The organism is Paenibacillus sp. FSL P4-0184 (genome assembly GCF_038004625.1).
Classification (GTDB): domain Bacteria; phylum Bacillota; class Bacilli; order Paenibacillales; family Paenibacillaceae; genus Paenibacillus_AQ.
In genome coordinates, this window is the sequence record NZ_JBBORN010000002.1 from 1,684,695 (window position 1) to 1,710,789 (window position 26,095).

The 26,095-nt window shown below is 44.3% G+C and carries 22 protein-coding genes; 4 read left to right on the top strand and 18 right to left on the bottom strand.

Features of this window, described 5'->3' with window-relative positions:
* Positions 1-124 precede the first annotated feature (124 nt).
* From MKY52_RS29355 to mutS, 6 genes are all read right to left on the bottom strand, one after another.
* Complete coding sequence (locus tag MKY52_RS29355; protein WP_341055349.1) at positions 125-2,695, bottom strand: transglycosylase domain-containing protein; 2,571 nt, start codon at positions 2,693-2,695, stop codon at positions 125-127.
* Positions 2,696-2,834: 139 nt separating this feature from the next.
* Positions 2,835-3,074 carry an RNA chaperone Hfq gene (hfq, locus tag MKY52_RS29360; protein WP_042128368.1) on the bottom strand — a complete coding sequence of 80 codons (240 nt, stop codon included), beginning with the start codon at positions 3,072-3,074 and terminating at the stop codon, positions 2,835-2,837.
* A gap of 19 nt (positions 3,075-3,093) precedes the next feature.
* Entirely contained in the window at positions 3,094-4,074 is a 981-nt protein-coding gene (gene miaA, locus MKY52_RS29365; protein WP_076283510.1) for a tRNA (adenosine(37)-N6)-dimethylallyltransferase MiaA, read from the bottom strand.
* Entirely contained in the window at positions 4,064-4,843 is a 780-nt protein-coding gene (locus MKY52_RS29370) for a class I SAM-dependent methyltransferase (protein WP_341055351.1), read from the bottom strand. Before MKY52_RS29370 ends, miaA begins: the two co-directional genes overlap by 11 nt.
* Before the next feature lie 42 nt (positions 4,844-4,885).
* Entirely contained in the window at positions 4,886-6,871 is a 1,986-nt protein-coding gene (gene mutL / locus MKY52_RS29375) for a DNA mismatch repair endonuclease MutL (RefSeq protein WP_341055353.1), read from the bottom strand.
* 32 nt (positions 6,872-6,903) lie between these two features.
* Positions 6,904-9,657, bottom strand: a complete 2,754-nt coding sequence (gene mutS / locus MKY52_RS29380) for a DNA mismatch repair protein MutS (protein WP_341055354.1) — start codon at positions 9,655-9,657, stop codon at positions 6,904-6,906.
* Positions 9,658-9,932: 275 nt separating this feature from the next.
* Between mutS and MKY52_RS29385 the strand changes: the two genes are divergently transcribed.
* A complete protein-coding gene (locus MKY52_RS29385) occupies positions 9,933-10,730 on the top strand; it encodes a GNAT family N-acetyltransferase (protein ID WP_341055356.1) in 798 nt (265 codons plus the stop codon).
* 114 nt (positions 10,731-10,844) lie between these two features.
* Here MKY52_RS29385 and MKY52_RS29390 read toward each other — a convergent pair whose 3' ends face one another.
* The 7 genes from MKY52_RS29390 to MKY52_RS29420 form a co-directional block, all read right to left on the bottom strand.
* A complete protein-coding gene (locus tag MKY52_RS29390) occupies positions 10,845-11,837 on the bottom strand; it encodes a putative amidoligase domain-containing protein (RefSeq protein ID WP_341055358.1) in 993 nt (330 codons plus the stop codon).
* A gap of 608 nt (positions 11,838-12,445) precedes the next feature.
* Complete coding sequence (locus MKY52_RS29395) at positions 12,446-13,003, bottom strand: outer spore coat protein CotE (protein WP_036687755.1); 558 nt, start codon at positions 13,001-13,003, stop codon at positions 12,446-12,448.
* Positions 13,004-13,228: 225 nt separating this feature from the next.
* Positions 13,229-14,251, bottom strand: coding sequence for an HD-GYP domain-containing protein (locus MKY52_RS29400; protein WP_341055360.1), 1,023 nt, complete (start codon positions 14,249-14,251; stop codon positions 13,229-13,231).
* 165 nt (positions 14,252-14,416) lie between these two features.
* Positions 14,417-15,403 carry an aromatic acid exporter family protein gene (locus tag MKY52_RS29405; RefSeq protein WP_042188904.1) on the bottom strand — a complete coding sequence of 329 codons (987 nt, stop codon included), beginning with the start codon at positions 15,401-15,403 and terminating at the stop codon, positions 14,417-14,419.
* Between the two features lie 95 nt (positions 15,404-15,498).
* Complete coding sequence (locus tag MKY52_RS29410; RefSeq protein ID WP_341055362.1) at positions 15,499-16,335, bottom strand: ABC transporter permease; 837 nt, start codon at positions 16,333-16,335, stop codon at positions 15,499-15,501.
* Positions 16,335-17,111, bottom strand: a complete 777-nt coding sequence (locus MKY52_RS29415) for an ABC transporter ATP-binding protein (protein ID WP_149647283.1) — start codon at positions 17,109-17,111, stop codon at positions 16,335-16,337. Before MKY52_RS29415 ends, MKY52_RS29410 begins: the two co-directional genes overlap by 1 nt.
* Before the next feature lie 52 nt (positions 17,112-17,163).
* Entirely contained in the window at positions 17,164-18,186 is a 1,023-nt protein-coding gene (locus MKY52_RS29420) for an ABC transporter substrate-binding protein (protein WP_341055364.1), read from the bottom strand.
* Positions 18,187-18,459: 273 nt separating this feature from the next.
* Between MKY52_RS29420 and MKY52_RS29425 the strand changes: the two genes are divergently transcribed.
* The gene (locus tag MKY52_RS29425; protein ID WP_341055366.1) at positions 18,460-20,154 is read left to right on the top strand and encodes an alpha-amylase family glycosyl hydrolase; all 1,695 of its coding nucleotides are present in this window, start codon (positions 18,460-18,462) and stop codon (positions 20,152-20,154) included.
* Here the strand turns inward: MKY52_RS29425 and MKY52_RS29430 are convergent.
* Positions 20,141-20,809, bottom strand: a complete 669-nt coding sequence (locus MKY52_RS29430; protein WP_042188915.1) for a hypothetical protein — start codon at positions 20,807-20,809, stop codon at positions 20,141-20,143. The two genes, MKY52_RS29425 and MKY52_RS29430, sit on opposite strands and share 14 nt — an antisense overlap.
* Positions 20,810-20,951: 142 nt before the next feature.
* Here MKY52_RS29430 and MKY52_RS29435 point away from each other — a divergent pair, with 142 nt between their 5' ends.
* Both MKY52_RS29435 and MKY52_RS29440 read left to right on the top strand, forming a co-directional pair.
* Entirely contained in the window at positions 20,952-21,191 is a 240-nt protein-coding gene (locus MKY52_RS29435) for a hypothetical protein (protein ID WP_042128392.1), read from the top strand.
* 495 nt (positions 21,192-21,686) lie between these two features.
* Positions 21,687-22,313 carry an FMN-dependent NADH-azoreductase gene (locus MKY52_RS29440; RefSeq protein WP_042188917.1) on the top strand — a complete coding sequence of 209 codons (627 nt, stop codon included), beginning with the start codon at positions 21,687-21,689 and terminating at the stop codon, positions 22,311-22,313.
* Positions 22,314-22,432: 119 nt separating this feature from the next.
* Here the strand turns inward: MKY52_RS29440 and rsgA are convergent, their stop codons facing one another.
* The 4 genes from rsgA to MKY52_RS29460 form a co-directional block, all read right to left on the bottom strand.
* Positions 22,433-23,524 (bottom strand): ribosome small subunit-dependent GTPase A, encoded by a 1,092-nt coding sequence (gene rsgA / locus MKY52_RS29445; RefSeq protein ID WP_341055368.1) that lies wholly within the window; start codon positions 23,522-23,524, stop codon positions 22,433-22,435.
* A 496-nt stretch (positions 23,525-24,020) separates the two neighbouring features.
* The gene (locus MKY52_RS29450) at positions 24,021-24,692 is read right to left on the bottom strand and encodes an HAD family hydrolase (RefSeq protein ID WP_341055371.1); all 672 of its coding nucleotides are present in this window, start codon (positions 24,690-24,692) and stop codon (positions 24,021-24,023) included.
* Positions 24,693-24,853: 161 nt separating this feature from the next.
* Complete coding sequence (locus tag MKY52_RS29455) at positions 24,854-25,309, bottom strand: DUF3939 domain-containing protein (protein ID WP_076283499.1); 456 nt, start codon at positions 25,307-25,309, stop codon at positions 24,854-24,856.
* 121 nt (positions 25,310-25,430) lie between these two features.
* Positions 25,431-26,027 (bottom strand): DUF2087 domain-containing protein, encoded by a 597-nt coding sequence (locus MKY52_RS29460; protein ID WP_341055374.1) that lies wholly within the window; start codon positions 26,025-26,027, stop codon positions 25,431-25,433.
* Positions 26,028-26,095: the final 68 nt, after the last annotated feature.

The following is a 26,095-nucleotide window of genomic DNA, read 5'->3' on the forward strand; positions in this document are numbered from 1 at the left end:
TATCACAGATCCTATTAGAAAAATATGGAGTTATAAAACAAAGAAGCTGTCCCATAAGTAGCATTCACTACTTTTGAGACAGCCTCAGGAAAAGAAAAGCTAACTTCATAAATCCAAAGCATCACTATTGAACAGAAGAATCACCATTCACATTGCTTGCCTCTTGATCAGGACTTTGTGTTGCATTACCACTGTCATTCCCCGAACTTCCGCCTCCAGAAGGTACATCTGGCGGAGCGGTAGGTATCGGTGTTGCTGACGGTGGAGGCGTAGTGAATTCAGGCAAGGTTCCTGTTCCACCATTATTCCCGCCTCCATTGTTGCCACTACCATTATTACCACCGTTGCCATTATCCCAGCCATTGTCTCCACCATTCTCAGGGGTTGGTGTCGGAAGATTAGGATCAATGGTTGGCTCAGGTGTTGGCATCTCATCCTGCACAGAGACAGTAACCACATTCGATGGTTCACTTTCCACTTGGGTTGCAGGATCATAGGAAGTAACATAATACTCGTAAACCAAACCTGGCATTGCACTAAAGTCTCCTGCACTAGTCGTGACCGTATTTAACAGTAAACCGAAATCAGCCTCGGATGTCTCTCTACGATAAATACGATATTCTACACCAGCAACAGGAACTGCCTGCCAGCCCAAATTTACTGTCATCGTAGATGGATCATAAGCTGCTGTAAGTCCACTTACATTCTTAGCTGGTTCAGGTGTTTCTGTAGGCGCAGGAGCGATTTCATTATCTAGCTGTGGGAAGGACTTCTTAGGAACATCCCTTAACGCTTCCTCCATCACCTTACCCCAGAATGCTGCGGCAAGCCCACTGCTATTCTTAAGCAGATGTTTCTTGCCTGGCTTGTCATAACCCATCCACACCGCTGCTGTCCATTCTGGTGTGTAACCTACGAACCATACGTCGCGGTTCGAGCTGATTCCAGAATATCCACTTTGAGTCGTACCGGTCTTACCGGCAACAGGACGGTCAATCCTTGCTTTTCTACCCGTACCACTCTCTACAACCCTTTGCATCATCTCAGTCATTTGATAAGCCGTCTCCTGACTCATAACACGGTCAGGCGTTGTATTAGCCTTGAAGACGGTCTCTCCACTACTATCCGAGATCGATTTAATGGAATAGGATTCTCGTAGTTCACCGCCATTTGCAAAAGCACTGTAGGCTTGCGCCATTTCCAGTGTATTCGTTCCTTTGCTCATACCTCCGAGAGCCAGTGAGAGGTTCTTGTCCTCGTCTTCCAGTCCAATTCCCAATTTCTTGGCAAACTTAAATCCGGTATTCACTCCAATTTCATTAAGCAACCAGACCGAAGGAATATTCTCTGATTTCTGTATAGCATCACTCATACTAATACTCTTGGAATATCCGTGAAGGTTAGTTGGGCAATAGTTAGAAAAACACTGCTTCTCGTTGCTTAACGTAGAATACTTGTCGTACTTTCCAGTTTCCAGTGCTGGAGCATAAGCAACGATTGGTTTAAAGGCTGAACCAGGAGAACGTCGGCTGCCATTTACACGGCTGTAGCCTTTTTTCTCATAATTCCGTCCACCTAGAAGTGCGACAATGCCGCCATTCTCTTGATTCACGATGGTCATAGAACCTTGTACCAGTTCGTCGTCTACACTCTTCTCGAAGTTATCACTGTCTGCAAAAGCATCTTCTACGGTTTCTTGAGCGTGCTTATCCATCGTGGTGTATATCTTGTAACCACCAATATTCAGATCATCTTCGGATAGTCCAAACTTTTCTTCTGCTTCTTCCACTGCGAAGTCAATAAAAGCTTGATAACGCTGTTTCTTTTCAGGTGGCTTATAATTATAATCCACGGCTTGTGCTTCGTCTCTCTCTTGCTCCGTAATATAACCTTGTTCGTACATGAGCTGAAGGACTACTGCACGACGTTCCTTTGAAAGATCCGGGTTACGCAGAGGGTTGTAACGAGACGGCCCCTTAGGCATCGCTGCCAAGGTTGCAATTTCCCAAACCTTTAGATCATTCAGATTACTCTTACCAAAATATCTTTCCGATGCTGCTTTAATTCCGTAGATCGTACCCCCAAAGTTTATTCGGTTCAGGTACATCGTAATGATCTCTTCTTTAGATTTCTGGTTCTCCAATGCTACAGCAATAGATACCTCAGTCGCTTTACGGAAAAATGTTTTATCCCGTGTCAAAAAGATGTTTTTGGCCAGCTGCTGAGTAATGGTACTACCACCTTCTACCATGCTGCGTGCAGCAATATCTTTTACCGCTGCCCGGCCGATTGACCATAAATCCACACCAGAATGCTCAAAGAAGCGTTTATCTTCTGTGGCCACAAAGGCATTGATCAATAACGGTGGAATCTTCTCATACTCTACAGGATCACTTTTCTCAAGCGATAATTCGCCGATTAAATTAGCATTGCGGTCATATACTTTTGTAGTTTCATTTACGGTCAGCTTGTCTTGGTTCTCTAGGAGAAGTTTTTGCCCATTCAGCATAATGAACAGATAACCGCCAAGCGCACAGAAAATGGCCAACGCTGTAGCAAAGAACAAGCTCCACAGCACACGCTTTTTAGTCAAAAACTTCTTTTTCTTCTTACTTTTCGGTTTTGGTTTTGAATTGGAACTGGACGATCCTCTATTTCTATTGTTGTTCGTCCTTGATGTATCATCTCTAGACATGATGCCTCCTGACTCCCTTCCTTGAATAAATCATGTATGGACTTCTCTGAATGAAAAGAACAACCTTCTCAGGTTGCTCTCTCACACTCTATTCAAACGATTTATTAACAAGAAAGGTTTCACTTCAATTTTGTTAATGTTATTCTTCGTTACTATTGTCCTGCATAAGTGACACACTGCGCTGTGGTGTAAAAGTGGAAATCGCGTGCTTATACACCATTTGCTGGCGTCCATCACTGTCAATAACGATTGTAAAATTGTCGAATGCTTTAATAATTCCCCGGATTTGAAAGCCGTTGGTCAAATATACTGTAGCAGGGATATTTTCTTTGCGTAGTTGGTTCAAGAATGTATCTTGGATGTTAATGGACTTGTTCATATGACGTACCCCCAATGGTTCAATTATATTGTTCAGAAGTATATTCAAGACCTGAGAGAAACTTTCCTGCTATTATAGCACGTATTTTCGAGAAATTCTCAGAAAAGTTTTGCTCACCTTCGACATCGATCCACTCGATTTCCTTCATGTGGCGAAACCATGACAACTGTCTTTTGGCGAATCGGCGAGTATCGCGTTTGAGCAGTATCACAGCTTCCTCAAGCGTCAGTTCCCCTGCGAGGTAAGCGGCAATTTCCTTGTAGCCCAGTCCCTGCATGGACACAAGGCTTCTGCTGTAGCCGTTTTCCAGCAGTCCCTTCACCTCAGCAACAAGACCATCCGCAAGCATGCTATCAATTCGGTCCTCAATACGTTTATATAGTATTTTCCGGTCCATTGTCAAACCGATAAGGCATAAGTCATAGGGCGACTCCTTCTTTTGAGCTGCATGAGAAGCGGAAAGTGTGGTGTTTGTCTGGTGATGAATTTCCAGTGCCCGTATAATTCTACGGCGGTCATTCGGATGCAATTTCGCTGCACTGACCGGATCAACGGCTTCAAGTCTGGCATGCAGTGCAAGCGCTCCATGTTCTTCTGCAAATTGATCCTGTTCTTTACGGAAAGCTTCGTCAGCCACAGCTTCAGAGAATTGAAAACCGTAACATAAGGACTCAATATAGAGACCCGTTCCCCCAACAATAAATGGAAGTTTCCCACGACTGCTTATCTCTTCGATAAGTCTGCTACCTTGTTCCTGAAATTCAGCAGCAGAATATGGGTCCTGTGGATCATGAATGTCGATTAGGTGGTGAGGAATTCCCATCATCTCAGCTGGAGTGATCTTAGCTGTACCAATATCCATACCACGATAAACCTGCATCGAATCGCCAGAAATAATCTCTGCGTTATATGCAGCCGCAAGCTCCAAACTTAACCTGGTTTTACCTACAGCTGTTGGTCCTAGTAAGACTAGAACCTTATGTCTCTCTTTAGTTGTCAATGTGTATCACCCCGTACGATGTTTTGGAGTTGCTCCGGAGCAGCTCTGTAAAGCCAAGCCTTTCAAATTCGCCGCTCAGAGCCTTTTCTTTCAAAAGAACAGTTTTACGGGCCACTCTTACCGCCTCAGCTACACTCTCTAGTGATAATGCTGCACGATTAGCAAACTGCCGCAGCGGGGAAATCGAAGCAGAACCGGTCAGCGGCACTCGGAACATAGGATCAAAGTACACAATATCTACACTTCGATCCGGTAGAGCACGTAAGTAGTCCAAATGTTCACTATGAACGACATTAATTCTACGCAAGGCCTCATTAACCCTTACTTGCCCAGAAGTATAATGCCGCATCCCTTCAAAGAGCAGTGCGTACAGCGGCAATGAGCTCTCCAGAGCGGTAATCTCTGAGGACTCACCACCATGCACAGCAAATAGCAAGGAATCAGCACCTAGACCCGCTGTGCAATCTAGTACGCTATCTCCGGGAAGCATTCGAGCAGCGACAAGCATCGGTTCTATATCACCCTTTAGAATCCGTTTCGCACGAACAAAACCCATGCTTGGGTGAAACTCCATAGGCTCCATCCCTAATCGGTGTAAACGAACGGCTTCTTTAGAAAGGATTAGTATATCCTCATCTCCATAGTGTTCCACCATCTTGGGTATAGAGAATTTCTCGCGTGGAGCGTATTTACAGCCCGTTCTTTCTGCGAGCTTCTGAGCTCGCTCTACAATATCCATTATCGGGCTATAACCCGTAGTTATAATCATGTTGCCTCCAGTCTTGCTATAAACAAATTTCTAATCGTACAATTACATCACCCGTTTGAACAATTTCTCTAAATCATAGGATGAAAAAGAAATCACAATCGGACGCCCATGTGGACAAGTATACGGCTGTCTGCATGCTGCCAGACGAGACAACAAGGCCTCGACTTCCTGTTCTGTTAGTTTCTGGTTGGCTTTGATGGAGGCTTTACACGAGCATAGAATAGACGATTTCTCTCGTAGCTTCGCTAGGTCAATCAATCGTTCACTCAAGACCCACTCCGCCATTTCTTCAACGATCGCCTTCTCCTCGCCTTCAGGAAACCAATACGGCAAAGATCGAATCAGAAAAGTCTGTCCTCCAAAATGTTCAAGGTACACTCCAGCCTGCTGAAACCAATGTAAACGTTCACTAAGTTGACGACTTTCCGAAGGCGTGAACTCAAGCGTAATTGGCAAAAGCAGATCCTGAGAAGCGTCTTCAGGACGACCGAACTTCTCATAAAAAAACTCGTAATTTATGCGTTCGTGAGCCGCATGTTGATCAATGAGATACAGTCCGCCGTCATTCTGAGCGATAATATAAGTCCCATGATGCTGTCCGATATAATTTAGTTCCGGGAAGGCAGGAAGCCCAGGTTCTTCATCGACTGGCGGTGCCCATAACGCTTGGGCAGAAGGAATCTGCCTCTGCAGGGATGAAGCTTCTTGCGGGCGATACCCATTAGCATAGTTGTTGCTCACATTATTTTGACGTCCTTGTGAAGAGGAAGACTGGTATCCTGAGCCGTAGGATGGAGCCGTTTCACGGGTCATCGGAGTATCAATCTGCCCCTCTTTTCTGAACACACTGGCGCTCTGTTCAACATTTGATGGTTGTTGTCTACTAAAGGAACTACCAGATCCCTGAGGAACTGAATCCTTGCCCAACTCAGACGGTGGGGGTGCCGGAACTGACCCTTTAGAAAAAGCAAACTGCTCCTGTATAAATGAACTGCTGCCCTTTGGCCCAATGGTTTCTTTACCCGGACGCGGTATCAAACTTTGCCCTAACAATACTTTACGAATTTCTTGTTCAACAAACGTGTAAAGCTCATTCTCCTTACTAAACCGAACCTCCAGCTTAGCTGGATGAACATTGACATCCACAAGTGAAGGATGCATGTCCAGTTCGAGCACCAGCAGTGGATAGCGGTTAATCGGAAGTAAAGTATGATAAGCACGCATGATCGCTGCGTTCAGACCATTGCTGCGAATATATCGTCCTCCCACAATGGTAGTCACTGCGTTTCGATTTGAGCGTGTCCATTCCGGACGACTTATATAACCAGAAATACGATAATCCAAGTCCTCTGCCGCAATCGGCAACATAGCCTTAGCTGCGGAGGTTCCGTACACAGCTGCGATCACTTGCAGCAGATCACCATTACCAAGCGTGTGCAGCAGTTGATTGCCATTATGATGCAAGGTAAAAGAGATTCCCGGATGGGCTAACGCCATTCGATACATGGCATCCGATATATGACCAAGCTCCGTCTGGATACTCTTCATGTATTTCAGCCGTGCCGGTGTGTTAAAAAATAATTCACGCACCGCTAGATCACTCCCACGGCCCGAAGGGGAATCTTCATTCCGAATTAAATTACCACCCTCAATATCAATCAGGCGTCCTTTGCCGTCATCGGCAGTAGCCGTTAGAAGAGAGACTTTGGATACCGCAGCAATACTGGGGAGCGCCTCACCACGGAACCCTAAGCTAGTGATCTGGAATAGATCACGCCCATTAGCGATTTTACTTGTGGCATGACGATAAAAGGCGGTCTCGCAATCCTCAGGCTCGATCCCCGAGCCGTTATCTTTTACTCGGATGCTCTGTAAACCGCCTTCCTCCACCGAAACCTCAATCCTTGTGCTTCCTGCGTCAATAGCATTCTCAACTAGCTCCTTCACAACAGAAGCTGGTCGCTCTACAACTTCACCCGCAGCAATCTGGTTGGCAATATGCTCGTCCAATATATGAATTTTGGCCAATTTCATTCACCTCTTATTTAGGCAATCAATAATTAAAGATCCTTTGCTTTCATCTTCAGGTCGTTCAGCAGACTCATAGCCTGAAGTGGAGTCATATTCATAAGATCTGCGTTACGCACAGAAGTGATGAATTCTTTTATCGCAGGATTCTCTTGTACTTCAGTTACTACAGCCGACTGATTTGCACTACCTTTCCGATTCTTACGTGGTTCTTCCTCGCCAAAGATAGACAGTTGAAATACTTCATCTGCTATTGATGAATAGGAGTCTGCAGGAATCCCCGAAGTTTCTGCGATGACACTATCGGGTTGTTGGATAGATGTAGTTGCGACCTCTTTTGCAGCTGCCTGAATTTCAAGTCCACCCCCATAATGAATAGAGGAACCACCTGGATGAGCCGCCTGCTCGATACTCAGAAGCAGACCGTAAGCACGATCAATAATCCCTTCAGGAAGCCCCGCTAGGCGTGCACAATAAATCCCATAGCTACTGTCTGCTGCTCCCGGAACAAGCTTACGCAGGAAGTTTACTTTATCCCCGCTCTCCTGTACGGCCATAGAGTAATTCTTAAGCCCTTTAAGACTTTCTTCTAAGTGGGCCAATTCATGAAAATGCGTCGAAACTAAAGCTTTGCAAGAAATGGTATCGTGCACATACTCAATTACCGCTTGTGCAATCGCCATGCCCTCACTCGTCGATGTTCCTCTACCAAGCTCATCTATGATAATTAAACTCCGGGCTGTTGCTTTTTCTGTCATGACCTGTATGTCGGCCATTTCTACCATAAATGTACTCTGACCTCCGATCAAATCATCAGCTGCCCCAATACGTGTAAAGATTCGATCAATTAGCGGAACTTCTGCACTGGTGGCCGGAACGAAACAGCCAATTTGAGCCATAATACAAATGAGTGCAACCTGCCGCATATAGGTACTTTTCCCAGCCATATTAGGACCAGTGATCAAAAGAATATTTCCATCTTCCTTACTAAGCGTACTTCCGTTTGCTATAAATGCCGAGTCCTTTAACACAGCCTCCACGACAGGATGACGACCACCTTCAAGTCGAAGATCGTACCCATCCGATAGGACAGGTTTTACGAAGCGATGCTCGGCACTGACGGCTGCCAGACATTGATACACATCAATCTCAGCTACCTTTTCCGCAAGATTCTGCAGTCGCGGAATTTGGCCGCTGATTCGATCACGCAGTTCAGTAAACAGGCTATATTCCAAATCTGTCATTTTATCTTGCGCTTCAAGAATCAGTGCCTCTTTCTCTTTAAGCTCAGGTGTAACAAATCGCTCTGCATTTGCAAGCGTCTGCTTACGTTCATAACGCCCTTCCGGCAACGAAGCCAGATTGGATTTGGTGATCTCTATGAAATAACCGAAGATTTTGTTATATCCGATCTTCAGTGATTTGATGCCAGTGGCTTGGCGTTCTTTCGCTTCCAGTTCGGCGATCCAACGTTTACCATTACTGCTAGCTTCCCGCAGCTCGTCCAACCGGGCATGATAACCAGAACGGATAATTCCTCCGTCTCGCACGGACACCGGCGCATCTTCAACAATTGCTCGATCTATATCCTCCCGTATCTCGGCACATTCATCCATGCTAGCACCGATCTCGCGTAAGGTTGCAGATCCCGAGGTCATACATAATTCTTTCAAAGCAGGGATTTGTGCCAGTGATAGCTTTAAGGCATTCATGTCACGACCATTCGCACTACCAAAGGCAATACGACCTACCAGCCGCTCTAAGTCATAAATTTCCTTCAACGCTAAACGCAGGTCCTCTCGAACAATAAACTGATTGTACAAATAATCAACTGCTTCTAGGCGACGTTCGATCGGAGCGCGCTGCAACAGCGGCTTATCTATTCTGCGACGTAACAATCGCGCACCCATGGATGTTTCGGTACGGTCTAGTAGCCATAGAAGAGATCCTTTTTTAGAACGTTCTCGGACCGTTTCTGTTAGCTCCAGATTTCGGCGTGTGAACGGATCAAGAATCATATAATTACCTGGTTCATAAGGAGAAATTTGACTAAGTTGTCCCATTGAACGTCGTTGTGTCTCGTTTAGATAGGAGATTAGCAGCGCTAGACATTGTCCACGTTCTTTCTCCAGACGAACCCATGCGGCTTCACCGAATTGTCGACGTGCCAGCTCCTCCTCACGTTTCTCCCAAGGTGTGTACACAACAGGTTTCGCCAACAGAGGCGTTTCACTACGTAAAAGCTCCAATAACGCCGGGTCTCCGATGATCTCAGCCGGTTCATAAATGCCAATCTCATCGCGCAGCCACTCTGCACCAGATAACACTGAAGTAACATACAATTCACCTGTAGTTAAATCACATGCAGCTAATGCCATCATCCCATCACTTTCGGTTACACAAACAAGATAATTGTTGCTTTTGTCGGCAATGATTTTTCCATCCATAACTGTTCCAGGTGTCACGACACGTACGATATCCCGTTTTACCATTCCCTTTGTGACAGAAGCATCCTCTAATTGCTCACAAATAGCGACTTTATAACCTTTTTCAATCAGGCGTTGAATATAACCCTCGGCGGCGTGATAAGGTACTCCACACATCGGGATCTTCTCTGCGCCCCCGCCTTCGCGACCTGTCAACGTAATTTCAAGCTCCTTGGAAGCCAAAATGGCATCTTCAAAGAACATTTCATAGAAATCGCCCAGTCTAAAAAATAGGAAGGCATCCTTTGCCCCTTCCTTCACTTTTAAATATTGCTCAATCATCGGCGTATATTGTGCCATGGTCAACCTCCATGCCTATTTATTGCTGTCCTCCATTATAACAGAAAATTTGCGTACAAAGTCACCCTGCAACCGCATAGAAGTTCATTCTTCTCGATCCTCAGACAAAAAATCACGAAATCCGACACTATTACTGAAGCTCAATGGGTAGTACCTTTTGTATATATTTCAAGCATCCATCGTTCATTAGAAAGAGGTGTATTCTTCTGCTTTTTAATATTGTAAAATCTTAACACAGAGCGTTAGATCATAAGAAAATAAAAGGAGAATATCAAATGATACGAAGACTTACGGAGGATGATCGGGAACTTCTAATGGCGTTGCTACAGAAAGAGCCTGCTCTTAATTTGTTCATCATTGGAGATGTAGAGAATTTCGGGTTTGAACAGGATTTTATGGCATTGTGGGGAGAGATAGATCCATCTGATGGTCGGATAAAAGCCGTTCTATTACGTTTTTATAGAAGCTATCTTCCTTACGCGGATGGGCCGTTTGATGTGGAAGGATTCGCTACAATCATGCGACAAGATAACGATATTCATATGATTTCCGGTGTAACCGAAGTGGTAAAAGCCTTTGACGGAGTAATTAACTTTAAACAAGAAAAGCAATTGTACTTTGCTGAGCTAAAGGAAATGAATGCCAAAATTAAACAGGACTCTTCTTCTGTTGATAACATTAATAAAGCAACCATCCAGGATGTGGAAGCGATTTGTTCGCTTACGGATACAATAGAAGAGTTTGAAAGCAGTCGGGATGGATCGAGAACTAGCCTACGTAAAACATTGGCGACTGGCACTGGCCGTACGTATTATGTGAAACGTGAAGATCAAGTGATTACAACGGCCTCAACATCAGCGGAAAATTCCATGTCAGCTATGATTGTAGGGGTTGCCACTCATCAAGCATTCAGAGAGCAAGGATTAGCTTCAAGCGTAGTTGCACAGCTATGCATAGACTTACTCTCTGAAGGGAAATCTTTATGCCTCTTTTATGACAACCCTCATGCTGGGGTCATTTACAAACGACTTGGATTTCAAGATATCGGCTCTTGGAGCATCATGTACATGTAGACAAGCATAAACGCCTTCGGCGTCCTTATTAGGACGGTAAGCGTTTATGCGAGAAATATTAGATATAAGGGATATGTGAAAAACTAATACTTTCTAATATTTTGAAATATAAGCTCAAGCTTTAACTTTGCTGCACCACAGCTCACGGATATCGCGAGATTCATCCCACGTTCGTTTAGAGGCGATATACTGAAATAAAGGCTCTATGTATTGGGCGGCCTTCTCGTAGCCGCCTAGAGAGCGTAGCTGCGCCAGCAGAGGGGGTACTGCGTCGCGCAGCGGGGATTTATCGCCGCCGTAGTAGGCGATATGCAGGTCTTCCCGGTCGAGCGGGCGCAGCGTCAGGTCTTCATAATGGCTCACGATAAGGTGAGCCAGATAGACCGCGCCTTTAGCGATGACCGGGGATACCAGGAAGCTCGGCAAGGTCCGGTATTCAAAGCCGCCATGCGGCTGAATCCGGAAATCGCCGAGCACGCCGTAACGAGGACGACGCGCTCCCGCGCGGACGTCCTCAAGCAAAAGCATCGGCAGCGCGAGATAGTTGTCGAGCGCGCGCAAGAGCGGCGCCGTCAGCGTCACGCCGCTGAAGTGCAAATGGCCGCCGAGGGCCCAGCCCGTCAGCGGCATGCCTCCCGCCCGCCAGCGCAGCGTGCGGTCGGCGATGAGCCGGTCCGCCGTAGCCGCGGCGGACATCAGCTGCGCCAGCAGCGCGCGTGGTTCCCCGCGCGGCTGGGGGCGCAGCTCGGCGACCGGGAACGCGCCCCGCGTTCCCGGAGGTCCGGCGTCGCAGCCTGCGACGCCGTCCGTGGGCAGGTACCGCGACGCAGGCACGACGCGGCCCGTGGACTCCCGGAGGATGATAAACTCCGGGTCCATGCCCATGAGCAGGCCGCTGCGGCCTGGCTGCTCCAGAGCAAGGCTCTGTTCCAGCGCTAATGCTGCGGAACGATAAGGCTCTGGGAATGATTTGCCGGAACTCTGTAGTAGTGGAGTGACTCCCTCCACGACATACCTCCGGTTACCCATTGCCCTCAGCAGGACCTCACCGCTATCCAGCCCCAAGCTGTACAAAGTCCGAACAGCAATACGCTGAAGTAATTTCATTACTCCACGCCATACTCCTGGTGCAGCCCCCATTGATTCGCTGCTATCGACTCTATCCATTCGCACAGCCCCGGCTAGCAAATCGGAGGCTGCGCGCATACCTGGGCCTGCTCCTAGTGGAGTGATCTGCAGAACGCTCAAATTATACACGAGTATGTTATAGCACTGTTTATGGGCCTTATCGGAAGGCAGAGTATCATATGTATCTTCTAAGCGATTTCTTTCACCAGAGGTCTGGTTTCTCCGCAGAGATGCTTCTGAGCCCTTCATTCGCAGCAGTTCCTGCTTACTAGACGAAGTGAGCGTCGCTTCAATCCCGCTCCGAAATAATCTGGACTCTCTCTGTGCTGATGACAATCCCGAATACACCTTAAACCCCTCATTCATTCTCCTGCCCCTCCATCCATCGCAGCCCAAGATTGAAAGCCCTGCAGTAGCACTTCTTGCCCATTCATACGAACCAAGCTGTTCTTCATCCACTCTGATTCCATTTTTAATTCTAAAAATAAATAAAAAAAAGGAGGGCATTCGCCCTCTACGCCGCCGCCCTCCCTACATATAATGGACCATAACCCATCAGTACTCAGTTAGCGGCGGCGTATCCTTCCTTACAGTTCATCATCCAGATTGTCAGGGTCTAGATCATCGTAATCGAAGCTATCACCTTCAAAATCATAATCCTTGTCTTCTGGATCATCGCTTTGCTCAGTGACATACACACGGACTTTGGTCTCAGCCACCAACTCCACTTCGAATTCGCGCTCTACGCGAAGTGTCACACTGCCTCCGCCTGGCGATACGCCCGCTTCTACACAGTTGGGTTCCTGCGTTGCCTCCGCAGAGACCTCAACGGTAGAAGTGCGGTGTCTCGTGTCCAGGTACGAAAGCGGAATGAGCTCCACATAGGAGACCGTTTCTTTAGCTACCTCGGTCTGCTTGTTCTTGTCGTACGAGTACCAGATGTTTACATCGTAAGTACCAATTACTTCGATTCCGTTCCCGGCGGCAACCGCTTCGTACTGGTGGTTGATAATCCAAGCCCCCAGAATACTAGTCGGGTGATGTGGCGGAGTCACGGTATGGGTTGCTGTAGAGAACTTACGACCTTTGCCGCAAATTGCCTTCGTAATGATCTCCCTTGTTTGACGTTTATGGCTTAATGACATCTTTAAACCTCCTCCATACAATCATTCACTATCAAGTGTATGCAGGTTCTAGGCATTTGTTGATTGTTAGTCTATAAATAAATTTGAGTAAGCCCTCCAGAGGGTTTTATCAGAAGACTTATAGTTCATTTTATTTCAAAATTTGTACAGATATGAGTAGATTATAAAAATGGTCCAGCCTAATACATATCCATTCTGAACGTTAAAAAAACCTTATAAAGCCCGCTATTGCGGGATTACGCGCATAATACCAATAGATCTATGTTTACTCAGGTCAATAAAATCGTCATCAATATTCACGAGGGGACGCAGTGGATCAGTAGCAAGAATCATAATGATTTTTCCTGTCCGTCCATCTGTCAATTCCACTTCATTCCCTATCATTGACTGCATTAACTTATTAATAAAGACTCTACAAATATAAGGGTCAAGCTTGCCAAATACGTTTTCCTCCATCTGCAGCAACACTTCATAAAGAGGTGAAGCTTTACGATAAAACCGGTCGGATGTCATCGCATGGAACACGTCTGCTACTGCAACAATTTTACTGAAATCAGTGATCCGATTCCCAAGTACGCCGAATGGATAACCACTGCCGTCCATTCTTTCATGATGCTGTAGGGCGACGAGCGCTTGCATATGATTGGTTCCAATAGTATCCCGGATCATCTCGTAACCATAGGTCGTATGCTTTTTCATAAGCTGATACTCCTCAGCGGTCAACGGGCCCGGCCTGGTTAATAATTCATCCGGAATCCTCATTTTTCCGATATCATGAAGGGTCGCTGCGATCGTCAGCATACTCAAATCCTCAGGCTTTAATTTTAGCCATTTACCTAGCAATGTAGATAAAATACCAACCGCTACATTATGTCTATATGTATAATCATCCTTGGACTGCAATGCAGCCAATACGCCGTAGAAGTCATTCTTTTCGCTTACCTGCTGAATAAACGGAATGACTTCATTTCTAACCTCAAGCATAGGAATTCGTTTGTTTTTGTTATGACGAAGCTGTTCAAAAATATTTTCTATCGCAGCTGTGCAATCATCGATTGCAAGTTGGAAAAATTCCGCGCTATCCAGCTGTACGACGTCATGAGACTCTAGGGTGATCTTATGTTGATTGATTAATCGTATATGCTCAGCACTTAATAAAGTCAATGCGGGTAAAACAAATACTCCTTTGTCATTAAAAAGGTTAGCTATAAGCTGTTTTCCTATAAATGATTCCATAACTTTGTCCATACGCCTCACCTGCCAATGCGGAAAATTCGACTACCGAACTTCCTGCTATTATTTGAACTCACCATAAAATCGTTAATCATATCCTGTGATCAACTTTTAGCTCATACATATCTTATCGTGATTTTGACAGAGATAGTTAATACTTCAGTTTATTAAAGCCTCAATTTAAGCCTTATTTCGAATCTTCAAACGTTTCTCCGGCTTGTAACTGACCGGGATTTTATGCCGCTTAGCGATCTTTAAATAAAGTGCCAGTTCCCTGCATAACTGAAGAATAGCTGAGCGCACTTCAAATTCCTCACGTGTCTCTGGCAGATCCATTTCTTCAAATTCTCTTGTTAGCTCGTCCAGTAAATGTTCAGTTCGTCCAGTATATTCTTCCGCAAGCACATCCCCGCTAAGCTGGTCAAATAACTCAGCAACCATCTCCCCATGCGGTAAATGGCGGTACACTTGAGAAAGCAGCTGCATCATACTTTGAATCGATTCCAGTTGCTCCTTCCGCATGTAGAAATAAACATTCCATGCTTCATCAGGATGAATAACATGATTCTCCATCTCACGGGTAGCTGCTGTTAATCCCCGCTGCACTGTATTATCTGCGTCAATTAATTCTTTACCGTCCCAAATATACGCAGGATCTCGAAGCGTTCGGGCCATCTGGGTAAAAATAACCGAAAAATAGCGATCCACTTCCTTACGGATCCCATAAATGACCCCACCAGTCTGTGGCATGTAAATCAAGTTTACCAGCCCTGCTGAACCGAGCCCAATAGCCAGAAGCTCTATTTGCTGCAACAGGACATGGAGCGATAGTTCAGCTTGTCCAAACACGCGAAACACGATAACCGAGCTGGTGACAATTCCTTCTTTGTAGCCAGACTTTACAATCATCGGAAAACCCACGAGTACATACAGTCCGAGCACCCAGTAATGGAACCCTAGAAGCCAGAATAGGATGCAGCCAAAAAAGAGTCCCACGAGCGAGGCTAAAAAACGAGCCGTTATCGTTCGGAAACTCCTTTTCAAAGTAACCTCTACACCCAAAATTGCCAGCAAGCCTGCACTCTGCGCATTAGGTATACCCACTGCAGACGCAACTAGTACGGATAATAACGTAGCTGCTGCTGTTTTTATCACACGAAATCCCATAGCCTTATCTCTCCTTACAAGCACTAACCCAATAAATAGGTAAAGATATAGACATGTTACAAGATTTTGTGTACGGACACAATATTACATAAGGTTCATCGCCGGGATAACAAACGCTTCTCAAGATATACCACTAATTGATACATTGCTGTAGCCACGGCCGCGATAATCAAAAGACTGGACATCACTAGCGTGAAATTAAAGACCTGGAAACCATAAATAATCAGATAACCCAGTCCCGATTTAGCGACCAGGAACTCCCCTACGATAACCCCTACCCATGACATCCCCACATTCACCTTTAAGGTGGAGACCACCGCCCCGAACGAGGCTGGAAGAATTACTTTAAAGAACACCTGAACTCTGGAAGCTCCGAAGGAACGAACCACCTTAACCAGATTCGGATCCACACTACAAAAACTATTGTACACAACAAGCGTCGTTATAATCACCGTTATAGATAAAGTAGTAACAACGATAGCAGTGAATCCGGCTCCGAACATGACGATAAAAATCGGCCCCAGCGCCACCTTCGGCATACTGTTAAATACGACCATATACGGATCAAGCACTGCTGATAAAAAAGGAGACCACCAAATGATCACAGCAAGTAGTGTCCCTAATAGCGTTCCAAGTACAAAGCCTACCGCAGTCTCACCTACCGTCATCCCCAGATGCGGCCACAAGCTTCCACTGACCATATCTCCCCAGATCTGCCGGAAGATTTTTGTGGGATAGCTGAATAATAACTCATCAATCCAGCCCATTCTTGCGCCAGCTTCCCAGAGAACAAAAAACAGCAGTAACAGGCTGCTCCTTACAACAATCACCTTATTGCGCCAGCGGTGCTTCGTTTTTTTATAATCGCCATGCAATTGTTGTAGCCACTGTTCACGGGAAGCTAATAACCCCGATTGCTCCGTATGCTTCATTAGCTTTCCCTCCCTGCAATCTCCATCTCTTTCCATATTTCATGAAAAAGCTCCGAAAAGCCTGGCTGATCACGTGCAAATAGCGGAGGTGCTGACCGGATTTGCTCTGGCACTGAAAATACTTTTCGGATCTTCCCTGGATTTCGTTGTAGAAGAATAACACTGCTGCTTACCGCAATGGCCTCAGATAGATCATGAGTAACTAATATTGCAGTTGTCCCCCTGCTGCGTAAGGTCTCAGAGACCAAATCTTCCAGCTGTAATTTGATCTGGTAATCAAGTGCCGAGAACGGCTCGTCTAGTAGAAGGAGTCCAGGATTCGTTGCCAAGGTGCGTACCAGAGCTACTCTCTGCCGCATCCCACCTGATAACTGAGTAGGAAAGGCGTGCTCTTTGCCCTCTAAGCCCATCTCTCGAAGTAGCTCCAACGTCCGCTTTCTGCTCTCTTCGTTCAAGTTTCCAGTCAGCTCTAGTCCTAGAATGGCATTATCCAGAATACTCCGCCAAGGAAAAAGATAATCCTGCTGCAGCATATACCCAACCTCTGGTGAGGGTCCCATTATGGGTTGGCCATTTACGAACACTTCGCCTTGAGATGGCTGCAGCAGTCCTGCAATAATCGATAGGAGAGTCGTCTTACCGCAACCACTTGGTCCGACTAAGCTAACGAACTCTCCTTGCTCGACATTAAGGTTCAGGTCCTCAACGGCCAGTGAAGCTTCACGGTCGCCAAGATAGGCATGCGTTACTCCCTTTAATTGCACTACTGGAAGCATTGTCAGCCCCTCCTTCAATTTACACATCTTATTTAGGATCCTTGGTTCTCTCTTATTTTGAAGTGCTGCTCGTTATGCTCTTCTCAGCTTTCTCAGCAAAACTGTTATTCACATTTTTGTCAGCGGGAACGCGTTCTTTAAGCTCACCAGCATTATCAATCACATCAAGCAAATTGTTCCATTCTTCTTGATCTATAATTGGATTAACCGCATAGGTATCCTGTTCCTTATAACGTTTGACTGCAGAAACCACGATATCTCTATCCGTCTTATCAAAATAAGTCATAATCGCATCCGCGATTTCTTCAGGGCTATGTTCCTTCACCCAAAGCTGAGCACGCTGGATCGCATTTGTGAACTTCTGTACCGTGTCTCCATTTTTACTAATATAGCTGTTCTTAGACATAAACACGGTGTACGGTAAATAGCCGCTTTCCACACCAAACGAAGCCACTACTGCACCTCGATTCTCACGTTCAAAGATTGAAGCCTGTGGTTCAAACAGCTGCACATAATCGCCTGTACCTGAAGCAAAAGCACCGGCAATATTAGCAAAGTCAATATTTTGGATCAAGGTAATGTCTTTAGTAGGATCTATTCCTTTTTTAGATAAAGTAAACGCACCTGCCATTTGTGGCATTCCGCCTTTTCTTTGCCCCAGGAAGGTAGAACCCTTCACTTTATCCCAGTTAAACGCTCCGTCAGCTTTACGGGCAAACAAGAACGTTCCATCCCTCTGAGTCAGCTGTGCAAAATTAATGACCGGATCATCTGAACCCTGTTGATACACATAAATGGAGGTTTCAGAACCTACCAATGCAACATCGATGGCACCTGAGAGGAGTGCAGTCATGGTTTTATCTCCACCGGGGATCGTCTGTAGCTCTACGTCAAGTCCTTCGTCTTTAAAGAAATTTTGTGATAAGGCAACATATTCGGGTGCATAAAAGACAGAACGGGTGACTTCACCAATCTTCACCTTTACCAACTCTGACTTTCCGCCGCAACCGGCAAGCACTGAAAAGCATAAAGTAATGATCATGAGCGACAATGACAGCTTTTTCCTAATCTTCATTCTTCATTCTCCTTTCTTACCGGGTCCTTCGCCCTTGCTTAAAGCATATGCAGATGCCTACGAAAAGGTTAAAACCTCCAATAACCTAGGGAAATCCAAGAATAACCATGATACTAGCGTCTTTTATTGAAGGAATGGATAAATATCGTTTAATTTGCTGTTTTTGTATCTGTGCAAACGTTTTACCCATGGGGATGCATTCGAGTACTATAGGAAATAAAGCGCTTTCCATTTCTTGAATTAGAAAATTTGCAATAGAAGGAGTTATTACATATGTATAAAGGTGTTACATTCAAAACCAAAAAAATCACAATATGCTCTCTGGTGGGCATCAGTCTAACCACATTACTGCTGTCCGGTTGTTCTGGTAATCAAAGCAACAAAACATCCATTGCCACGCCCTCCCCTAAAGTAGACTCCATTCAGAGCACCGCTACACCTCAAGCATTGATAAATAAGACGGATGAACAACCTTCCGCTGTTTATTATGAATTATTTGTTCGTTCCTTCTATGATTCAGACGGCGATGGCATTGGAGATCTAAAAGGGATCACCCAAAAGCTGGATTACTTAAATGATGGGAATCCTGAAACCACGACTGATTTGGGGATTGGCGGGATTTGGCTCATGCCCATCAACCCATCACCAAGCTATCATGGATATGATGTAACCGATTATCGTGCGATTAATCCTGATTATGGGACGATTGAGGATATGCAGGAGCTAATTAAAGAAGCGCATAAACGAGGAATAAAAATAATTATGGATTTGGTTGTGAATCATACCTCCAAAGAACACCCATGGTTCGTAGACTCGGCTAAAAACAGTGACAGCAAATATCGCGATTGGTACGTCTGGGCTGAAGATCAAGGTCGTCCCGCAAATGGAGCCAGCGCTGCTGGCGGTGGCAGTGCGTGGCATTCTATTCTTGGCAGTCATTATCTGGGCGGATTTTGGGAAGGCATGCCTGATCTGAATTTCGATAATGCAGAAGTTCGTACTGAAATGAAGGACATCGGAAAATTTTGGCTGGAGCAAGGTGTGGATGGCTTCCGACTAGATGCTGCGAAGCATATCTACGAAGATCTTTTGAGTGATAAAAGTGAGGCTACTACCGCTAAAAATGTATCCTGGTGGCAGGAGTTCCGCAAGGCTATGAATGAAGTAAATCCAGAGGCATATATAGTTGGCGAGGTCTGGGAGAATTCTGCTGTCACTGTCGGAGCTTATTTAGATCAAGCTTTTAACTCAAGCTTTAACTTTGGCTTAGCAGAAACACTGGTGAACTCTGTAAAAACTGAAAAAGACAGCGGAACGGCCTTTACGCTGGAACGAACCTATAAATTGTATTCCAAAATATCCGATAACCAATTTACCGATGCTACTTTCTTGACGAATCATGATCAAAACAGAGTCATGAGTCAATTAGACAATAACCCGAATCATGCAAAAATGGCAGCAGCCCTACTATTAACTTTGCCTGGGAATCCTTTTATCTATTATGGTGAAGAAATTGGAATGCGCGGTGTGAAGCCAGATGAAGGACTTCGAGAGCCTATGAGATGGAGTGCAGCTGATCAAGGAGAGGGGCAGACTACTTGGGAGGCCGGACGTAATAATGCGGGTGCGATAAACGTTGATGTTGAGAGCCAGCTGAATGACAGTGGTTCAATGCTAGAAAGATATCGCGAGCTTATTGCGCTAAGAAATGAGATTCCTGCGCTCCGGGATGGCGGAATCCGTGACTATACTTCTGGCAATCCCGGGGTTATGGCTTACGAACGACTAACAACACAGGATCAGGTGCTCGTCGTTCATAACCTTACTGGAGAAGAACAAACTATTGTACTACAACCCAATGTCGAGGGTTTCTCTTACTCCAAGATCCTAAAGACGATTGCTGTCAAATCGATCTTGAATTCAGATCAACTTACCCTCCCTCCTTATTCAACTGCTATTGTGGAGTGAGAAATGCGGAAGAATGTAACACCCACTTTGTTACTGACCCACATAATTGAGCTTTTGTAATCGGGAGGGCTATAAGCCAGTCTTTGGATGGATCACTGCTCATTCGTAACAACCAGCCACTGGAATGATCGCCTAAGAAGCGTGCTTTCTGGAAGCTCCATCCACTGTCACTGGACGTACAGAGTCGTAATTCTCCTTCCGCCATGAAGCACTTCATTACCCGTGCTAGTTGGATGGAATGTACATCATCCCCTGTCTCTGCTGCTAAACAATCTGAGAGCATTTGCAGCGTGGATGAGCATGAGCTTTTTTTCAGCTCCTCAAATTTTCTTTTTGACATTAGTAATGCCGGAATCCCGTGATTAAAGAGCTCCTTCATGTTCTCACATTCGAACAGCTGAAGACAAAAGCTCTCCGTTTCACTTTCATCCTTTAATTCATAGGGCAGGGTTTCCGGGTTACTATTGCAGATTACTAGTATCCGGTCTTTATGTATTTGCAGACACAGATCCTTCATTTCCTCCTTCTCTTTATATTTCAATCTACAGATCCGTTCTGCGTTTAAACCTGTATGTAACTGATCCAGAACTGCTTGCCCCATTACTTCATCTGGAAATAAAAAATGCGTTAAATCGGCCAATCCATTGTCATTCACATCATTGTATCCTTCCTGTATTTCATATATATGTATATTAATCTAACAATCTTTATGTTATCATAAGCTAATTTTAAGGTAAAATTAAGAAACAAAGGGTATTATCATTAACATGAAATACTTTTAGCGAGGTGTCTTCAAAATGAGAATGCTCATCACATTTCAGAACAAACTTGTACCTGTGTATTTCACAACAGAAAATAAACAGCCCACTCAAAAAGTACTTAGATTACTTAACAGTACGTTGGAGCTCAAAATTCAAAAGGGCAAGAATGCTATCCAGAAATGCCTGAATTCATTAATTAGTATCGAAATTAAAGGCTCTGAGGCTATATTGCACAGTTATAGTGAGAATGATTCATTGGCGCTATCCCTCTATTAATAGAGGGGTAGTTTTTTTGTGAAGTTTCTTTTATCCTTTCGCAGACAAAACAGCAAGTCTCTGAAAGAGACTTGCTGTTTTTAAGTTTTGCAGCTTTAGTAATGAATGATTACACGAGTATGGGGAAATTTCAGCTAATCTTATAGTTTTTATTCTCTGCTTTTTCAGCTTTCTGTATTCGAAGTTTAAAGAGTCTCACTAAATTTTGGCGTGTATGCTCTTCGTGACAGCTATCCAATTTCTTAATGATAAACCGATCAATGGACATGTCCATCGCTCCTTTTAATTCATTCAGATCCTTATGGATATAGGGAATATTTTCCTGTTTCCTTGTAAGTTTATTAACCGGGATTTCTATTTTTCAAACTCTTGTTCCTTTATAAAATACTCATTTCCCCAAAAAACAATTACAAAAAAATAATTTACAAACAAAATAATACATGCTATATTATTTATAGTTAATATTAAATACACACATCCAAGGGAGCAATCATAATGTCTAATGTTTTATTTATCAAAGCAAACAACCGTCCAGCAGAACAATCCGTAAGTGTTAAGCTTTACAATGAATTTTTGGAGAACTACAAACTCAACAATCCAGAAGATGAAATCACTGAACTTGATTTGTTCGCAGAGCAACTTCCTTACTACGACAATACCCTGATCACTGGTATGTACAAAGCTGCTCAAGGTTACGAACTAACAGCTGAAGAAGCAGCAGGTGCTGCTGTAGTTAATAAATATCTGGAACAGTTTATCGCTGCTGATAAAGTAGTATTTGGTTTCCCACTGTGGAACATGACTGTACCAGCCGTATTGCATACTTATGTCGATTACCTTTGCCAAGCTGGCAAAACATTCTCTTACACTGCTGAAGGTCCAGTTGGTCTTTTGACAGGTAAAAAAGCAATCGTACTGAACGCTAGAGGTGGCATTTATTCCGAAGGTCCTGCAGCAAGTGCTGAAATGGCTGTAAACTTCATCGTTGGTAACCTTAACCTTTGGGGTATCAAAGATATTACTCAAGTAATCATCGAAGGTCACAACCAACTTCCTGCACAATCCGCTGAAATCATTGAGAACGGATTACAATTGGCTAAGGAAACTGCAGCATCGTTCTAATAGAAGCTATAAGAGAATTTAATAAAAAAGGGTGACCCTGAGCTCAGGGTCACCCTTTTTTTGACTATCTAGCCTATTGGAACACTACTCTTGGCTCCGTCGCTGTCTATAAAGTTCTTCTAATACTCATCAAGTTCTTTACGCCAACCGTACCCTCTAGTCCTTGTCGAATGAACTTTAGAAGAAGCTGTGGTTTTTCTCTTGAGCTTCACCTCTTTGGTGCTTTGGTACAGCAGCTCCCGCTGTGTCTTTCGGTAGTTCAGCAGTCTCTTCTCTTCGAGCTCACCGTTATGAACCGCTTCAAGTACCGCACAGCCCTCCTCACGTTCATGTTTACAGTTACTAAACCGACATGCAGCAGCTAAGCTGCTAATATCACTGAACGCCAGATCTAATCCACCCTCATCTTCCCACAGCTGCAGCTCACGCATCCCTGGTGTGTCTACTATGATTCCTCCGTCCGGCATAATAAACAGTTCACGGTGGGTAGTAGTATGGCGTCCACGGCTATCGCCTTCTCTTACATCCTGTGTAAGCTGAAGATTCTTTCCACATAACCAGTTGACCATCGTAGATTTACCACAGCCTGATGAGCCCGTTAGAGCTACTGTCTGTCCACTCCCAATGTAAGGCAGCAGCTTCTCACGGCCATTATCTTGCAGTGCACTAACCGCATGAACTGGCACACCTGGTGCGGCGCTTTCCATTTCGGCAATTTTACTCTCTGCATCTAGGCAAAGATCTGCTTTGGTCAGCAGAATGACTGGATTGGCCCCGCTGTTCCAAGCCATGATTAAGTATCTCTCCATCCGCCGAACATTAAAGTCATCATTCAAAGCACTGACCAGAAATAAAGTGTCTACATTCGAGGCAACAATCTGCTCCTCTTGTGTGTTACCAGCCACCTTGCGTGAGATGACACTATGCCGAGGCAATATCCCATGTAAAATCGCATGCTCGCCGCCATCCTGCATTGAAAGAGCCACCCAGTCGCCGATCGCTGGAAAATCACCTGAAGCGACAAACGTATGTCTCAACTTGCCTGATAGCTCCCCCCATGTCTCTCCCAAATCAGTCATCACCCTATACTTACTGCCAAAATCGCCTACAATTCTTCCGGGAACAAGCCGTTTATCCTCCGTCTCCTTCCACTTTTCATCCCATTTTGAACTCCAATTTTCATTCCAACCATATTGCTGTATGTTAGTCATTTGAATCCTCCTAAAGATCTGTTTAAGTTTTTGTTTTTATTTACCATGTACTCCTAGCATTTTCCGAGAACACAAAAAGCCGTCGGAATTTAAGACTCCGGCGGCGGTCACACTTCATGAACTCTTCTAGAACGAAAAGGACAAAAAGTGTACACATAATCAGGAAAATGTCTCATCCTAAAGACAAGGATAAGTTCATTTTCCCGTGCGATATATAGAGAAATAGACAATTAACTACAATTCCTATCGATTCTATATACGCAAAAAAGCCGCCGGACCCAATACGGTTCCCGCGGCTCTAATAAGCGTAATAGAGCTTACCTGCTAAACTGCACGAATAACTTATTCGGCAGCCGCTGTTCCCGGAAGACACGTATCCACAACAGTTGAGTTCATTACATTTAAAACTGTCATAAAACATCGTCTCCTTCCGAAATAAGATGCTGTTATCATAAACGGCGCTGCCGTATAATGTCAACTATAAATTTTGATAAAATTACAAAATGGACTTAAGCTCATTCAACTCGTAGATTATCTTCCAAGGTTGTATGTCCAATTGATCGTCCCAAGTATGTTTTCTTTGCAGCCAAATGCCTTGTAGCCCTGCTTTCCCTGCACCCCAGATATCATTCACGGGGTGATCTCCAATAAACAATGTCTGATCCGCAGTAACTCCCAATCTGTCTAAAGCAAGTTGATAAATCTTAGGATCGGGCTTAGCGATTTCTACTTCTCCAGAAATGACAATAGCCTTGAAGTACTCTCGCAGGGCAAGGGTATCAATTTTGGTGTTCTGGATATCTACTTTGCCGTTGGTAACCAGACCAAGTATATAACCGCGCTCTTTGCAGTACTTTAGAACGTCCACAGCATCCTTCATCGTAGCACCATGATTGATGTAACTTGCATCATAATACGCACGTATATGTTCAGCCGTAACTGGTGTTTCCCAAGGCAGTACCTCGCTTAGCTCTACGAAGAATCCGTCTTTATCACGATAACCATCAGCATCTCTGTGAATCATATCTTCTATTACTTCCTGCGCTTCTTCAGCTTCCAAATGTCCTAGAAAATCCTGAACAAACTGAGTACTAAAACTGCGAAATGTATGGTCACGATCCATTAAAGTATTATCCAAATCAAATAATATAGCTTGTACTTCTTTCATCAAGCGATTCCCCTTACATGCTGTTGATTATAAAATTTAACTTACAGAAATCTATTGTACTATGCCTTTGGAGACAATGAAAAGACCATTCTGTAAAAAAGGAACAGCTGTCTCCCCTTCTACCGAACAGTCTTTATAGGCTTTATATTTGATTTATTCATTTACTCAAAATGCTCCGCACGATGTGTCAGCATCATTTCCTCTTCTGTGATATACAGTGGGAAAGGAGGGGTTTCTTTGAGATAACTTTCTGTGGCTAGCAAACGATAATGGACCTCAGGTAACCATGCATCTTCAACAAGTGGCAGCTGACCTGTATCACTGATGTAATTGTCTACAGCGGACTGAACCATATCAAGGTAATACGGAACAAGCTTATCTTGTTCCTCGAAAACTTCATAGGTCTCGCGTGACATATAGAAATTCTGCTCTGGAATTCCTCCTAAATACCGCTTTAGTCTGCTCAAATCTATTCTTTTGTCGTCAAGGATTAAAGCTGTTCTATTAATGAGCGCAGGCATATCTTCTTCAAACTGTCTGATCGCCTGCTTGACTTGGGTTAAGGTAACGGTAATATGATCGGATTGGGGTTGTTTTTTTGTGCGTTTAAAAAACATAAGACAAGTCTCCTTTCGAAAAACTATCTTTGTTAACGCTTACAATTCTATTATATTCGAATTCCTCCCTCTTAATCAGCATATTTCCAACAGACACAAATTGTTAACAACTTTATGATCATTATTTGACATCTTCCCAACGTGTCCAAATTTCTTGGGGATTAAGTTCATATTTATCATTCTCACGATACATAAACTGATGCATAATAAATTCACGCCGAATGGTAGCAAAATCTTCATGGAACTGCTTAATAAACTCGTTAATTTCCTTCTCACTATAAACTACCCCTGGCTCTAGCTTCTCAACCATGTACTGAAGTGCGATCAGTTTCTTCTTATATTGTGCCGGGATTTGCCGAAGCCGCCCATCCTTCGAAAAAAAGTTACGCAGCACAGACTCCTTTAGACTATTTTCAGGTGATTTTTCTTCCATATTTCTCGCTCCTTTCGAAAAAATAAACTGAAGTGAAGCCTCAGCGCCACTACTAATGAAATCTGGATTCAACTTAAAATAAACTGTATTTTTGTCACGTCGTTCCTTTATTAGAGCTGCTTCACGCAATTTCGCTGCATGATGAGTTACCGTTGGTTGTGATAAATTCAATTTCTCAGCCAGCGCTTGTCCGTGCATTTCTCCTTGTGACAGAAGCAACAATAAACGAAGACGTGTTGGGTCAGCCAAAGCTTTATGATAGCTCACTATTTTTTCTAACTGCATTGGAATCACACTCCTTCACCTTCAAAAGCTAGATACACATTAGATATATATCTAATTATATAACAATC